Source organism: Microvirga sp. 2YAF29, assembly GCF_052114605.1.
In the GTDB taxonomy this organism is placed as follows: Bacteria; Pseudomonadota; Alphaproteobacteria; order Rhizobiales; family Beijerinckiaceae; genus Microvirga.
This window is the reverse complement of sequence record NZ_JBFRFB010000003.1, coordinates 212,435-227,407: the sequence shown is the minus strand read 5'-3', so window position 1 is coordinate 227,407 and position 14,973 is coordinate 212,435. Positions and strand designations below refer to the sequence as shown.

Below are 14,973 nucleotides of genomic sequence, written 5' to 3'. Positions count from 1 at the left end.
TAGGGCCTTATGGATTCGCGGGAGCAGGTGCTGCCGCTCCTCCCTGCTGATCACCCGCAGGGCCGGCGCTGTAGCGCTGGATAACGGCCTGCGTTCGTTGCCCATCGCCATGAATATGAGTGTTCATGACATAGGGAGGCCAGGGATCGGCCGTATGCACCACGCTGTTCCAGGATTGCGCTTCACCGGCGGCAAGGGTGATCGTATCGCGGCGCTTCACGTAATCCGCGCATCCACCCAGGAATACAGCTGGCAGAATGGTGGCGAAGAGCACGAACCGGGCGTTACTGCTTGACGACTTTTTTGACGGCATTCCGTTTCCCCGGTTTCAGTTCGACGATATGTCCATAGGGACCGATGACACCGGCTCCTTCAGCGAACCGTTTCTGCATATCGCTATCGACTTCCATTGTGCCGAGCAGAAAAAGTTCCAGGTCATTGCTGGGCTTCGCACTGTCGAGAGGCGTACGAAGCGGCTGACCGGGCTTTCCGGGCCGCACAAGTCTTGGCGTCACAATGATGACGAGATCAGTTTCCTGCTCCTGAAATGCGGAGGAACTGAAAAGCGTGCCGATGATGGGCAATTGCCCGAGCCAGGGAACCTGCTCACGGCTTTTCGAATGAATGCTCTGAAGCAATCCCGCCATCGCGAAACTCTGGCCATCCCGAATTTCGATCGACGTGCTGGCGCGGCGCGTGATGAATCCGGGAATGGCAATCGTTCCGGTGCTGATGCTGACTGTTTCATCGACCTGGCTGACCTCAGGCTCAAGCTTCAGGTTGATGATCCCGTTCTCAAGGACGGTCGGTGTGAAGTTGAGGCGCACGCCGTATTCCTTGTACGTGACGGTTACCTGCCCATCTTCAGCCGAGACCGGAATGGGAACCTCGCCGCCCGCAAGGAAGCTCGCCTTTTCACCCGACAACGCAATAAGGTTGGGCTCCGCAAGTCGCCGGGCAAGCCCTCTGTCTTCAAGTGCCTGCACGAGGATATCGGCCTTGACGCCGCCGACAAGGAAGTTGGCGATCAACGTACCGAAGGGAGTGCTGCCGCTCGGAAGTAGCGGGTTGTAGGTGATGCCGGACCTTCCGGTTTCGGGAGGCGCGAAGCTTCCCAGCGCGACGCCCCGCCCGGACGAGTCGTTTTTCTTGCGACCAAACCAGCTGACGCCAAGTTCACGTCCAGCGGTACGATTTGCTTCGATGAAGCGCACTTCCAGCATGACCTGTTGGCCACCCGTGACGCGCAATGCATTGATGACGCCGTCGGAACCATATTGCTGTGCGATCTCGACCGCCCTCCGCAGCGCAATCGCATCCGGAACCGTCCCGCTTAGGCGAAGTCGTCCATTGACGGTCTCCACGCGAATGTTGGCGTTGGGAATGGCATCCTGGATGGTCAACGCAAGATCGGGAGTGTCTGCTCCAATCTCGACATTGACTGTACCGAGAAGTGAATCGTCGGCTCCATACACGGCAACATTGGTGCGGCCAGCGGCTTTCCCGAGCACATAGAAGGAGCGTCCCGTCAAAGGAACTGCTGTTGCTATGTCGGGATTGCCCACGACGACCCGCCCTACATCGGCGACAGTCCGTGCAGTGAGGAACTGCCCCTGAGCCACATTAATGTCTCCAACGGCACGACCGCTGGTGAAACGAAGCAGTCGCTCCTGCGCATCTGCGGAGGGCACGATAAGGAGAAGGGCAGCAAGCATACTGAATACAGCGAATGCAGATTTGACCCTGCTCAGCGCAGCTCGAGAGCACGCCAAATTCCATGTCATCCGCATTCCGCGTACCGCCCATATGATGTGAAACTTTGTTCTACAAGTTGATAGAGGAACAGCCGGTCCCTCGATCATCCTGGAACATCATCAGATGTGGCTGCTCGTGGTTAATGGACCGTAAAAAAAGCGACGCCTAGGCCATCTGGTCTATTGCAATGAGATCAATCATCATCCCAGTTATGAAACGGCATAACGCTGAAAGAGCATTGCGGCGTCTGAGGGTTGCGAGCATCGCGTGTCCATTGCTACATCGTGAAGCGAGTCGCATGAACGCCCTCGGCGAAAAGCTGCAGGCATAAACCAAAATAGGCTCGTCGAGCGCGACAGAAAATGCACGAAGGGGGTCGTGGCATGAGATCGTTTGAACGAAATCTGGCGACCGGATTGACTATCTGCATGTTGCCGCTTCTAGCAGCCTGCAATAGCACGAGCGGATCGGCTTGGGGCAACAGTGTCACCGAGCTTGAACTGCCCACCACCGTCGATCYTTATCCCGACAGTGAGGTCTTTACTGTTGCCAAGGTGCAGTTCACCGAAGGAAATTTCGGTCATGCGGCCCGTTACTACGAGCGTAGCGTCGAGATCGAACCGAATAATGGCGAAGCATGGCTCGGGCTTGCAGCTTCCTACGATCGCGTACGGCGCTTCGACCTTGCGGACAGAGCTTACCGCGAAGCCGGACGCCTGATCGGCGATCGAGCCGAATACTACAACAATATCGGCTATTCATACCTTCTGCGAGGCGATGCAACCAAAGCGCGCAGCAATTTCCTGAAGGCTCATGAAATCGACCCGGCCAGCCCAATCATCAGCAACAACCTGGAAATGCTCAGGGATAATTTGATGCGCCCGCGAACCGGTGCCTGATTGCGCGTCAGGGCGGAAATGAATATTTACCAAGTGAACTTTGCCAAGAGCCGACAGCAGCTTGCCAACCGCTCTAGGCCATATGGATGAATGGAAATACGCCTTGATCCGTTCAAGAATGGCGCCGTAGACAAACCGAAGAATGCGCCACTTCTTGCGTTTCGAGCATGGCACAAGTTCGAATAATTTTCTGCCCGAGTAATTTTCAACTCGCACATCCTCAAGAGCTCCGCTGGCAAATCTAAGGATGCAAGTTTCTCATTCAATCACGATGTTATTTTTACTCACTTTTTAGAATGCACAGACAACGCTTACTGGAATCGAAAAATCACTCGGTGACAGCCCGCTCTCTCAGAACAATTGCTCACGTCTTTGATTTCGTAGCTTTCAATATTGCAGCAAGCAACCTCGGGTGAGAGACGCAATCTCGCCGATAAGGATTTTTCCTTAGACCGTTTGGCCGATTTTAGTCCCTCGGAAGCTCTAGGCCATTAAGCTGAATAGACTGGCGCAGGAAAAGGCCTTCTCATTGCATCAACACAGCCACGGGGCTTGTGGGGGGCCGCATCGCGAGTGCGGCAGACCAGTGAATTCAATCGAGGAATAAAAGTTATGATGTCTCTCGTTTCGCGCTTCAAGAAGAACGAGTCCGGCGCCACCGCTATCGAGTATGGCCTGATTGCCGCCCTCATTGCGGTCGTGATCATCGGCGCAGTTGGCTTCGTCGGAGACGAGCTCAAGACGACCTTCACGACCATTCAGACAAAGCTCTCTGCTGCTAATACTCCGGCGCCGGCTACTACGCCGTAACAGCGAAAAGTTAGATGTCTTAAAACTCAAGTCGCTTCCAACTCGCGGAGGAGATCAGTCTCCTCCGCGGAATTTTAAAACAGGTCGCACTTACTGCGTCATAAAGTATCAAGGGGCAGCAATGACGATCTCCGCTATTGCAGCGCTCACGGCAAGCCTCTGTTTCGCCGCCGCAATAGTCTGGGCAGGCTTGATGGATCTTGCCACACTGAAAATCCGCAACGAACTCGTTCTCTTCCTTGTCGGTATTTATGCCGCCTTGGCCCCCCTTGCAGGATTGGGAGCCGTACAGATCGGGATGAGCGCTGCCGTCGCCCTCAGCGTTCTGGTCGGCATGTTTATTTTCTTTGCTCTGGGTTGGATCGGCGGTGGAGATGCGAAGCTCAGCGCCGTCGTTGCTCTCTGGCTAGGCGCAGAGCACGCGCTTCCCTATATTGTCTACACGGCTCTGTTCGGTGGCCTTCTGACCCTCGCCCTGCTCCAGTTTCGCGCGATCTCTCTGCCTGATTCTGTTCGTCGCGTGCCTTGGATCGCCCAACTGCATTCGCGGAATTCAGGCGTGCCTTACGGCGCCGCGATTGCCTCGGCAGCCTTGTTCACATTCCCTCATACTCCATGGGTGAAGGTGCTGTCATGATCAGTCGACACCCCCACGGTCCTGCCCTGCCAAGCACCTCGACTGAGCGAGGTTTTTGACCATGGTTCGCATCATCATTCTCGTCATCGCAATCGGCGCAGGCAGTCTTGCCGGTTGGCTCGCATTGTCCATGAAGCCTGGTGTCGCCGTCACACCAGCGCAGACGCCGGCTCCGCAGGTGGCTATGGTGGATGTTCTCGTGGCGGCCAGTGACCTCGGTCAGGGAAACTTGCTGGCTGAGAATGCCGTGCGCTGGCAGTCTTGGCCAACCAATGCCGTCAGTCCAGGTTTCATCACGCGGACCTCTCAGCCGGAGGCTGTGAAGTCGATGACTGGAGCGATGGTCCGAAGCCAGTTCGTAACCGGTGAGCCTATCCGCGAGGACAAGCTCTCGCGAGGCTCTAACCTTCTCGCTTCCATCCTCGCTCCGGGCAAGCGGGCAGTTGCCATACGCATCTCAGTTGAGAGCACGGCCGGCGGCTTCATACTCCCGAACGACCGTGTCGACGTCATTCAGACGATTGCTCGGCCCGGCCAAGGCGATAACGAGAACTTGAGCCGTACCTTCCTCAACAATATCCGTGTTCTGGCGGTCGACCAGAAGGTGGAGGAGACCAAAGGCCAGGCTGTCGCGGTAGGAAAGACGGCAACGCTTGAGTTGAGCCCCTCTCAAGCGGAGTCCATCACAGCCGCGCAAGCGAGTGGCACTCTCTCCCTATCGCTGCGCTCAGCCTCCGATAACGAGGAGAAACCTCTCGTTTCCACTCCCAGCAGTGCCTCAATCCGCTTCCTGCGCGCGGGCCAGAGCGAAGTAGTAAAATTCTAGTTGGCACATTGGGCTGACAGGGCCGCATGACGATGACGGAATCGACTTTCGACATGACGAACGATATTGCTCGACAGGCTCGCGAAAACGGCTCAAGCGATCCCGCAAACCCAAATATTGAAAACTCTGCCGCAGCAGCCGCGCGCGCCAGAGAAACACTGCGCATTCCAAGAATTACGATTGAAGCGTTTTGCGATACCCCCGACGTTGCTGGCGCCATAGAGAACGCAGCTCGCGATCGCTTGATGGCGCGGACAAGAGTGAACGTCCAGATGGGCGGAGTGAATGCCGCTATCGAACATTACAAGAGCACAGCAACGCCCAACCTCGTAATCATCGAGAGCCGCTCATCAAACGATCTTTTCCTCATTGAACTCGATCGCCTGGCTGAGGTCTGTGACTCCGGCACAAGGCTCATGGCTATCGGCCATGCGAATGATATCGGCTTTTACCGGGAGCTCATCAAACGAGGCGTCAGCGAGTATGCTCTAGCGCCTGTCGATCCTGTTTCACTGATCTCGTCTGTTTCCAGCATTTATGGTGAAGCGAGCGCAAGCAAGCTTGGGCAAACCTTTGCCTTCATCGGCGCAAAAGGCGGCGTGGGCTCCTCGACGGTCGCGCATAATGTCGCCTCTTCCATCTCTCGACGGCTCAGCTCGGACGTGATGGTGGCCGACCTTGATCTGCCCTTCGGCACTGCAAGCCTTGATTTCAATCTCGATGCAGGCGTTGGCATTGCGGAAGCAATTCACGATTCAAGCCGCCTGGACGAGGTTCTGCTCGACCGCCTTCTGACCCAGTGCAGCGATCACTTGAGCTTGCTGTCAGCGCCTGCTGCACTGGAGCGCGCTTATGATCTCTCGGACAGCGCCATTGAGCAGTTGATCGAGGTTGCTCAGGCAAGCATCCCATTTACCGTCTTGGACGTGCCTCATCTGTGGACTTCCTGGGCGAAGAACGTCTTGATCTCAGCGGACGAAATCGTCGTGACGGCAATTCCCGATCTTGCCAATCTCCGCAATGCCAAGAACATCATCAATGTTCTCAAGCAAGCGCGTCCCCACGACCCGCCACCTAAACTGGTTTTGAACCAAGTCGGAATGCCGAAGCGTCCCGAGATAAAGCCGAAAGAATTCGCCAAAGCTGTGCAACTGGAGGCAGTTGCCTGCATCTCCTTCGATGCGCACCTGTTCGGAACGGCAGCCAACAAGGGTGAGATGATCGTGGATGTTTCCGCACGATCCCCATCTGCCAAAAGCTTCATGGACCTTGCGGATCTTTTGTCAGGCCGCCAGAGGTCAAAGCTGAACGGGAAACGCCCTCTTGACCTCGCGTCTCTTTTTGGAAAATTGAAGCGGCGCCCGTAAGGTGCCAGTCAGTCCTTTCTGAAAGCTGGCCCTACTTTTCCGGCGCAACCTTGCCTATGGGCCGACAGGCATCGACGCAGGAATAAGTCTGCTGCGCGGTCCCATTGTAGATGGTCGTAATCTGACTGCTGTTTGCCAGAACTTGGATCCGCAGGCTCGCCAACTCCCGTCCAGCTTCTCCAAGAACGATCATGTTGGTCACCCCTACAGCCTTACCGGTCAGTACAAGAGTGGCCTCGTCATTCAGAGTACCGTCCACAATCCCAGGATTGCCAATAACGATGGTTCGGGCGGGCTCGCTGAAGGACAGGATCCTGGCAAAATCGAGCGTGACATCGACGGAAGACATGTCGTTACTGACTGCGATGACGGAACCTGTTGACGCCAGCGGCCTGACAACCGCTTCATCCGCATTGCCGGGGCCTGAGACAACGAGAGTTCCAAGCAAAAGAGACACGGCGAGAATCGGCGGGGAGCGGTGATGCATTTCGTAATTCCGGCTTTGTGGCATTCTTTCTTCAAAGCATTTCTTCTGCAAGATCGGCAATTAGGCCGTTTGGCTGACCCTGTTCGTCGCGGGACCTAGTCCATGAAGCCGAATAGACCCCAATGACAGGCGGGCTCTAATAGGAAGTCCACGACATGCGGCAGCGAGCCTGAAATTCAGGCCAGAGGATCTGTGGAGAAAAGGCGGGGCGCCATCATGTTCGGCAAAAGAAGTCTGCAGGATGAGAAAGCTGTTCATCTCGAAGCACTCCCATCAAGCCTCTCAACTGAACGGCCTCAGCAGATATCCGCGCCTGCGGGTGCTAAAACCTCCAATGCCAACCAGGACACTTCTTCTGCCCCGGTGCCGGCACAGAGCGCGACAGGCACCGAGAACGCCGCCGCGCGCCCGCAATCGAGCCGCAGGACGGACGAGTACTACTCTCTCAAGGCCCAGGTCTTCGCTGCTCTCATCGAAGCAATCGATGTAGCGCAACTGGGTAAGATGGACGTTGAGCAGGCTCGGGAGGCCATCGGCGAAATCGTCCGGGACATCGTGACAGCCAAAAAGCTCGTCATGTCCGTCGCAGAGCAGGATGAACTGCTAGAGGATATCTGTAACGATGTTCTCGGATATGGTCCGCTCGAACCGCTTCTGGCTCGAGACGATATCGCCGACATCATGGTCAATGGGGCGGATACCGTCTACATCGAAGTGGCGGGCAAGGTTCAGCGGACGGATATTCAGTTCCGCGACAATGCCCAGCTCCTGCATATTTGTCAGCGCATTGTCAGTCAGGTTGGACGCCGCGTCGATGAGTCGAGCCCGATCTGTGACGCGCGCCTTCCAGATGGCTCTCGCGTGAACGTCATTGCGCCGCCTCTTGCCATCGATGGTCCCACTCTCACGATCCGTAAGTTCAAGAAGGACAAGCTCACACTGGATCAGCTCGTAAAGTTCGGGTCGATCACGCCCGAAGGAGCTCAGATCCTGGAGATCATAGGCCGTGTCCGCTGTAACGTGATCGTTTCCGGTGGTACCGGCTCCGGAAAGACAACGCTGCTGAACTGCCTGACCCGCTATATTGAACCGGGCGAGCGCATCGTGACCTGCGAAGACGCAGCAGAGCTGCAACTGCAGCAACCTCACATCGTCCGTCTGGAGACCCGCCCTCCGAATATCGAGGGTGAAGGACAGATCACCATGCGCGATCTCGTCAAGAACTGTCTGCGCATGCGGCCTGAGCGCATTATCGTCGGCGAGGTGCGCGGATCGGAAGCGTTCGATCTTTTGCAGGCCATGAATACAGGCCATGACGGCTCCATGGGCACCCTTCATGCCAACTCCCCTCGCGAGGCGGTATCCCGTATCGAGTCCATGATTACGATGGGCGGCTACAGCCTCCCCTCCAAGACCATTCGCGAAATGATCGTCTCCTCGGTCGACGTCATCGTGCAGGCCGCCCGCTTGCGCGATGGGTCGCGACGCATCACGCATATCACCGAGGTTCTCGGCCTCGAAGGAGATGTCATCATCACGCAGGATCTCTTCACCTACGAGATCATTGGCGAGGATGCGAAGGGCAATGTCATCGGACGGCACCGTTCCACGGGTGTCGGCCGGCCGAGATTCTGGGATCGCGCCCGCTATTACGGCGAGGAGAAGCGTCTTGCCGCGGCCCTCGATGCGGCAGAGAAGACCGGCAGTTAAATGGAACTACGGAAGAGCTGATCCATGTTGACGCCTGAGATGATCCCTGTCGTGATCGCGCTTCTGGCAACCTTCTGCGCTACCGGCGTTGTCGTCGCGATATTCTATTCCTATATCGGCCGGCGGTCCGAGAGCCATAAGCGATTTGCAGCGATTGCTGCATCCGGAAACGTTCCCACGCGCTCTGCCAACCCCGACGATGCCAAGCGAAGGAAGGCCGTCGAGGCGACGCTTCGGGAGTTGGAAGAGAAGCAGAAGCTCAAGAAGACTTCCAAGCTGACTCTAAATGCCAGAATACGGCAGGCGGGGCTGAGTTGGAGCCCGAAAACCTATTACATCATCTGCATTGCCGTAGGAATCCTGACCTTCGGAATCTCATTCACCGTTTTCGGACTTGGATTGTTTACTTCGGTCGGCTTTGGCATCTCCGGTGGCATGCTGATTCCCAATTTCTATGTGAACGGCAAAAGAGCGAACCGCTTCAAAAGATTCTCCAATGAATTCCCGAACGCGGTCGATGTGATCGTTCGCGGTGTGAAGGCCGGCTTGCCTTTGGTCGACTGCCTTAGGATCATATCCCTTGAAGCCCAGGAACCCGTGAAAGCCGAGTTCCGCCTTCTCCTTGAAGACCAAACGCTTGGCGTGCCGATGGATCAGGCCGTACAGAAATTGCCCGAACGCATCCCTCTTCCAGAGGCAAGCTTCTTTGCGATCGTGATCGCCATGCAGACTAAGACGGGCGGTAGCCTCGCCGAAGCGCTCTCGAACCTGTCCAAGGTCCTCCGTGAGCGGAAAAAGATGAAGGCCAAGATCAAGGCTGTCAGCTCGGAGGCGAAGGCTTCCGCCGGTATCATTGGAAGCCTTCCCATCATTGTCGCTACCCTGATCTACTTCACTTCACCTGACTATATCAGCCTCCTCTTCAGCACGAGCACAGGGCATATGACCCTTGCCGCCTCCGGACTGTGGATGGGCATCGGCGTATTGGTGATGCGCAAGATGATCAATTTCGATTTCTGAGGACGCACGAACCCGATGTTGCTTCTCGCAAATACCGAACTATTGATCGCCTTATCCGCGGCCATTTCCGTAGCCGGCGCTATTCTGGTCGTATCCTGGCCTTACTTCGCTCGTGACCACCTCGGCACTCGCATGGCGCAGATGGCCAATGAACGTGAGCGGATCAGGATACGGGAGCGCACACGCCTAAATGCCAAGGCAAAGCCGCTTTCGCTCCGCAGCGAGCCGAAGAAACTCTACAAGGCCATCGTCGACAGGTTCGATCTGGCAAAGCAGCTTGAGGATGGCGAACTGGCGCAACGGCTGCGAATGGCCGGATACCGTGGTCAGGGACCGGTCATAACCTTCCTGGCCATGCGGGCAATTGCCCCCCTCGCCATGGTACTTCTGTCGACCCTCTATGTTTTCGTCATCCTGCGCCTCCAATATCCTCTCTTCATCAAGCTTGCGATCGTCGTTGCGGCTGCTTGGATCGGCTATTTCGGCCCTTTGATTTATGTGAAAAACAAGGTCACGAAACGTCAGAATGCGATCCGCCGATCCTGGCCAGATGCCCTCGACCTGCTTCTGATCTGCGTTGAATGCGGCATGGGCATCGAGAGCGCATTGCGCAAGGTTTCTGAAGAGATCGGCTCACAATGCGTGGAGCTGGCAGAGGAACTAAGCCTCACCACGGCTGAGCTCTCCTATCTGCAGGACCGCCGCAAAGCCTACGAAAATCTCGCCGACCGAACCGGTCTCGACGGAGTGAAAGCCGTCGTCACAAGCCTGATCCAGTCGGAAAAATACGGCACGCCGTTGGGCCAGTCCCTTCGAGTTCTCGCGCAGGAGAACCGCGATATGCGAATGTCGGAAGCCGAGAAGAAAGCGGCCGCGCTTCCGCCGAAGCTGACTGTCCCGATGATCCTTTTCTTCCTGCCGGTTCTCTTCGCAATCATCATTACACCGGCAATCATCCAGATCTCGAACCTCTAGTGAAACCAGGAACCATAGGCGATGTTTCCATCAAAGCGGTTTCTCTTGCCCTACCCTGTCATGCAGCTGAGAGAATTTCCATCTGGGCAATAATATTCCGCACCTTGCGTGACGCTTCGCAGACTCTGTCCAGCGAGATTGCCACATCCTCCCCGGTGACACATTCCCGTTCCAGTATCGTGCAAAGTTCGGCCAATTCGGAGAAGCCGAGCAAGGCAGCCTGTGACGTGATGGCATGAGCTGACTTCCCGATCCGCGCGCGATCCATTTCTACAAAGCATCCTTTGGCGAAGGTTTCTCGCAGTTCTTCATCCAATCGCATCAGCCATTGCCGAACACGCTCCGGACCGATCGTCTTCGTAAAATCCTCGAAGTGACTTTCCTTAAATGATATTCTGGGAGAAAGACGAGGCTCTTCAACCTCAGCTTCATCTTCGGGCAACCACTCGCCGAGCTTCCGAAACAAATCATCGCGCCGAACAGGCTTGCCGATATGGTCGTTGAAGCCCCTCCTCATGAAAGACCGGACCTGCTGGGGCAGGACATTGGCCGTCATTGCGGCAATGAAGACCTGGCTTGTCGGATGCTTCAGGGCACGAATTTCTTTGACTGCGGTAAGGCCGTCCATGCCTGGCATCTGAATGTCCATCAATACCAAGTCATAGTCTACCGCTTGAACGGCGGTGACCGCCTCGTCGCCGTTTGAAACCGCGTCGACCGTGTGGCCCACCGCTTCAAGAAGAACTTGCACGAGCTCACGATTGATCTCCACATCCTCGACTACGAGAATGCGGGAAGGACGCGCGACAGGAAGCGCTACGCCTCCTTCCAATTCGGATAGTGCCTGCGCCTCCGGCAATGTCAGCTCGATCCAGAAAGTCGAGCCTCTTCCCTGCTCGCTCTCCACACCGATCTGGCCGCCCATTAACTCAATGAGGCGCTTCGAAATGGCAAGGCCCAGACCTGTTCCACCGAATTCCCTGCGGATGGAAGGATCGCCTTGCGAGAACCTCTTGAAAAGCCGCTTATGCTGCTCGGGCGTGATGCCGATGCCGGTATCGACAACCGAGATACGAATGGTTTCACCGGCCTCTGAAGATCCGACATAGTGCACGAGCGTCGTGATGTTCCCTTCACGGGTGAACTTAACCGCATTATTCAGCAGGTTCAGGAGAACCTGACGAATACGGGCCTCGTCGCCCATAAGCAGGCGCGGAATGCGCGGGTCCCACTCGATCCGGATCGGGACATCCTTGTTGTCTGCCCCGCTGCTGACGATGGATACCGTATTGTCGACGAGTGCGACGAGCGAGAACGGCTCCGGCTGTAGATTGATCTGATCGGCCTCGATGCTCGAAAAATCCAGAATGTCGTTCGCGACCGTCAGCAATGCCGAGGCCGACACCTGGATCAGGTTAACGGATCGGCGCTGCTTCGCATTCAGCTTTTCGTCGAGAAGTTGTTCCGTGTATCCGATGATCCCGTTGAGAGGAGTGCGGATCTCATGACTCATCGAAGCGAGGAAGTTTGTCTTCGCAGTACTTGCGATATTGGCGCCGCTCAACGCCCTCTCCGCGACTTCCTTCGCGCCGATCAGCTGGTGCTCGCGATCCGCGACAGCCTGTGCCATTCGGTTGAACGCACGCTCGAGAATACGCACCTCACCTGAGCCTTTGTAGGGCGAGCGTATGCTGAAATCTCCACGCTCCAGGGCCTCCGCCGTCTTAACGAGGCTACGGAGCGGGCGCAGAATAAGCCCCTCCACGCCAAGCATCGCGAGCAACAGCGATCCGCTGACGATGACGATGACCAGGAACAGTCGGTAGCGCAGCGTCTGATCAATCGCCCCGATCACGGATGCCTGGTTGAGGCCAATGGCCAGAACCGCGTCAGTTCCTGGTAAAGGCCGGAAAACAAAGAGCCTTGGCTCTCCGGTCAGATCAGCGAGTTCCGCATTGCCATAAGGAGCCTCAAGAGCCCTGCGAATGACAGGCTCTCTCTGCAAGCTCGCCCCTACGAATCCCGTTCTGTCAGGATAATGGGCCACGAGGGTGCCATTGCGATCAACCACGAGCATCTTGGTGTCGAGTACCGGATCCAGCTCGAGCAGCGAGTGCCGTTCCAGAAGCGCAGGGGTCATGTCAAGAGAGACGACACCCAAGGGCCTCCCACTCTGCTGAACGGAAACGGCCGCTGTCATGCCAAGTTTACCGGTGAGCGCATCTACTCGGACGTCGCTCAGAGCAAATCCTTCGCTGTGGAGCAAACGGTCGAAGATTTCATGGCTACCCTGAGACCGTGGCTCATCCCCGACCTGCGAGCTGCATAATTCACGACCGGCCATATCCGAGACACGGAGAGCGCTCATCCAATGATGCATGGCGAGGTGCCGCTGCAGGTATTCACCACAGACACTTTTGTCTGCGTGCAGCTCAGGCGCGGCTGCGAGAAAGCTCAGCGTCGCCTTGGCTTCCTCAATAATGCGTTCCTGTCCCTCAACGGCAAAGGCGATGAGCATCTCAGCCCGTTCGCGCGTTGCCGTTGCGGCCAGCTTGCGCTCATTCTCAGCAAACTGCACCAGGGCAGCACTCAATGGCGCCAAGGTAGCAATGCCGATTAAGAAAAACCGCCAAAGCAAACTGTTGCGGTGCAAACGGCCAAGCCTTGCCCCCGCCCGCACGATCTTTGCGCCCTGCCCCCGCACCTTAGCCCCCTAGAGTCCGCCTAAACGCCGTTCAGAAGATTGCGTCTGCGGTTTGGGTAGGGACGTGCGCCGGCAACCGCGGCCGCCGCACGATTATTGACGCCGAAATATCGGAAAATCGCAGCCATATGGATCTTGACCGTTCCCTCGCCCAGCTTGAGTGCAATGGCGATCTCTTTGTTGGTTTTACCTTGCACGAGGAGGTCCAACACATCCTGCTGGCGTGGAGTGAGCGGGTTGATCGCCTCATGATGATCGGCCACAGGCTCCGGCTTCCCAACCACGGATGCCGAGGGCACCAAGGCGGAGTTCTCCGCCGAGATGGACGAAATATCGGCCAAGCAGGGCGGCACATAGATCCCCCCATCGAAGATCGTTTGAAGCGCTGCTCCGAGCTCGGTGATGCTCAAGCTTTTGAGCATGTATCCATGAACGCCGGCCTCCAATGCCAACAGGATGTTCTGCCGGGAGCTGGAAGCCGAAATTACGGCAACGCGGGTCTCAGGAAAACATTCTCTGACCGCTCTCAGGTTGGTGGGAGTGCGCATGCCGGGCATGGACAGGTCAAACAGGGCAACGCCAATGGCAGCATTGTCGCTTAGACGCTCCAGGGCTTCATCAAGCGATGCTGCTTCAATGATTTGGGAGAAGCCAAACTGACGATCCAAAATCGCGCCAACGGCCATCCGAAAATATGCATCATCGTCAGCAATCAAGCCGACGCGTGCAGCGCCCCCCATTTGAGCTCTCCTTTTCATGAGATACATCGCTGATCAGCGATATTAGGATAAAAAGTCAATTCTTAATAATTACACGTATCAACTTGCCGCACCTGCGCAACAATAATAAAATGAAATATCATTCACTGTAAATTCAAGTAAACATCCATGCATTTGGTTAAGCTTTCCTGGCAACATTCTCTCCAGAAACGCAGCCCCGCCCCTTCAAACAACGACAATGACAAAGATTCCCTTACGTCTTTTGCATCCGTTCAAAAATACAGGATTATTACGGACTCAGCCGCATCGAATTTTATTAAACGTAGCCTTATTTCAGAAGCAATGTTGCATAGTTAGGATCAATCATAATCTTGCATTTTTGCAAATCAAACATCAATAGACACAAGCGCAGACATCGCTGATATCTGCGTTTGCGCAAAAAACAAGATGCCGGCTCAGGTGAGCGTTCGGCCTGAGGGATTATCTCAACTCAGAGCAACCCACAGACCAAGACCGGTAATGGCTGCGCCGGACAAGCGCGCTAGGCGGACCTGAAGGAGCAGACTGAATCCAGCCGCCAAGCCTGAAATGTGGAGGATCAGGCTGCCAAGTGCAAAGCCGACGCAGTAGCTGAACGCCTCACTTCCAGCAGGCATCTCTGAGCCGTGGGCATAGCCATGAAACACGGCAAATACCCCCACCAACATCATGGCGGCGATCAAAGGCCAGGACCGACCCCACGCGATGACTGCCCCAAGGACGATGACGGAAGCCGCAACCCCGGTCTCGAAGTTCGGGATGACAATGCCTGTCATTCCAAGGACGCCGCCCATGAGCATCATGAGAATGAAGCTTGCAGGCACGGCCCAAACAGCCCTCCCCCCGAGCATGGCGGCGAACAGGCCGACGCTTACCATCGCCAGCACGTGATCAAGACCGCCGAATGGATGGGTGAAGCCTGAGGCAATGCCGCCCACCTCGTGCAAACCTGTATGCGCCAGAGCCGGTGTCGCGGATGCGATCGACAGCATCGCCAAAATCAATCGTGTCGTCGTCATGGACTG

Annotated in this window: 14 protein-coding genes; 8 read left to right on the top strand and 6 right to left on the bottom strand. The window is 56.2% G+C overall.

The genetic code is table 11. The annotated features are described in order from the left end of the window. Positions 1-7: 7 nt before the first annotated feature. On the bottom strand, positions 8-313 hold the full coding sequence (locus AB4Y85_RS05685; RefSeq protein WP_441983894.1) for a hypothetical protein: 306 nt from the start codon (positions 311-313) through the stop codon (positions 8-10). Then, the gene (locus tag AB4Y85_RS05680; RefSeq protein WP_441983893.1) at positions 285-1,622 is read right to left on the bottom strand and encodes a type II and III secretion system protein family protein; all 1,338 of its coding nucleotides are present in this window, start codon (positions 1,620-1,622) and stop codon (positions 285-287) included. Before AB4Y85_RS05680 ends, AB4Y85_RS05685 begins: the two co-directional genes overlap by 29 nt. A 516-nt stretch (positions 1,623-2,138) precedes the next feature. Here AB4Y85_RS05680 and AB4Y85_RS05675 point away from each other — a divergent pair. The 5 genes from AB4Y85_RS05675 to AB4Y85_RS05655 all read left to right on the top strand — a co-directional run bounded on the left by AB4Y85_RS05675 (position 2,139) and on the right by AB4Y85_RS05655 (position 6,294). Next, positions 2,139-2,654 carry a tetratricopeptide repeat protein gene (locus AB4Y85_RS05675; RefSeq protein ID WP_441983892.1) on the top strand — a complete coding sequence of 172 codons (516 nt, stop codon included), beginning with the start codon at positions 2,139-2,141 and terminating at the stop codon, positions 2,652-2,654. 612 nt (positions 2,655-3,266) lie between these two features. Beyond that, on the top strand, positions 3,267-3,464 hold the full coding sequence (locus AB4Y85_RS05670; protein WP_441983891.1) for a Flp family type IVb pilin: 198 nt from the start codon (positions 3,267-3,269) through the stop codon (positions 3,462-3,464). 121 nt (positions 3,465-3,585) lie between these two features. Further along, a complete protein-coding gene (locus tag AB4Y85_RS05665; protein WP_441983890.1) occupies positions 3,586-4,101 on the top strand; it encodes an A24 family peptidase in 516 nt (171 codons plus the stop codon). 61 nt (positions 4,102-4,162) lie between these two features. Then, the gene (cpaB, locus tag AB4Y85_RS05660) at positions 4,163-4,927 is read left to right on the top strand and encodes a Flp pilus assembly protein CpaB (RefSeq protein ID WP_441983889.1); all 765 of its coding nucleotides are present in this window, start codon (positions 4,163-4,165) and stop codon (positions 4,925-4,927) included. Positions 4,928-4,980: 53 nt separating this feature from the next. Then, positions 4,981-6,294, top strand: coding sequence for an AAA family ATPase (locus AB4Y85_RS05655; protein ID WP_441983888.1), 1,314 nt, complete (start codon positions 4,981-4,983; stop codon positions 6,292-6,294). Positions 6,295-6,325: 31 nt separating this feature from the next. On the opposite strand, the gene AB4Y85_RS05650 is transcribed toward AB4Y85_RS05655, so the two are convergent. Then, the gene (locus tag AB4Y85_RS05650; protein ID WP_441983887.1) at positions 6,326-6,781 is read right to left on the bottom strand and encodes a pilus assembly protein N-terminal domain-containing protein; all 456 of its coding nucleotides are present in this window, start codon (positions 6,779-6,781) and stop codon (positions 6,326-6,328) included. A gap of 216 nt (positions 6,782-6,997) precedes the next feature. Here AB4Y85_RS05650 and AB4Y85_RS05645 point away from each other — a divergent pair, with 216 nt between their 5' ends. The 3 genes from AB4Y85_RS05645 (at position 6,998) to AB4Y85_RS05635 (ending at position 10,486) form a co-directional block, all read left to right on the top strand. Beyond that, a complete protein-coding gene (locus AB4Y85_RS05645) occupies positions 6,998-8,491 on the top strand; it encodes a CpaF family protein (protein WP_441983886.1) in 1,494 nt (497 codons plus the stop codon). A 240-nt stretch (positions 8,492-8,731) separates the two neighbouring features. Then, complete coding sequence (locus AB4Y85_RS05640) at positions 8,732-9,511, top strand: type II secretion system F family protein (protein ID WP_441983885.1); 780 nt, start codon at positions 8,732-8,734, stop codon at positions 9,509-9,511. A gap of 15 nt (positions 9,512-9,526) precedes the next feature. Further along, entirely contained in the window at positions 9,527-10,486 is a 960-nt protein-coding gene (locus AB4Y85_RS05635) for a type II secretion system F family protein (RefSeq protein ID WP_441983884.1), read from the top strand. Between the two features lie 58 nt (positions 10,487-10,544). Here the strand turns inward: AB4Y85_RS05635 and AB4Y85_RS05630 are convergent, their stop codons facing one another. The 3 genes from AB4Y85_RS05630 to AB4Y85_RS05620 all read right to left on the bottom strand — a co-directional run bounded on the left by AB4Y85_RS05630 (position 10,545) and on the right by AB4Y85_RS05620 (position 14,967). Beyond that, complete coding sequence (locus AB4Y85_RS05630; RefSeq protein WP_441983883.1) at positions 10,545-13,190, bottom strand: ATP-binding protein; 2,646 nt, start codon at positions 13,188-13,190, stop codon at positions 10,545-10,547. Positions 13,191-13,210: 20 nt separating this feature from the next. Next, the gene (locus tag AB4Y85_RS05625) at positions 13,211-13,930 is read right to left on the bottom strand and encodes a LuxR C-terminal-related transcriptional regulator (protein ID WP_441983882.1); all 720 of its coding nucleotides are present in this window, start codon (positions 13,928-13,930) and stop codon (positions 13,211-13,213) included. 464 nt (positions 13,931-14,394) lie between these two features. Beyond that, complete coding sequence (locus tag AB4Y85_RS05620; RefSeq protein WP_441983881.1) at positions 14,395-14,967, bottom strand: HupE/UreJ family protein; 573 nt, start codon at positions 14,965-14,967, stop codon at positions 14,395-14,397. Between the last annotated feature and the right edge of the window lie 6 nt (positions 14,968-14,973).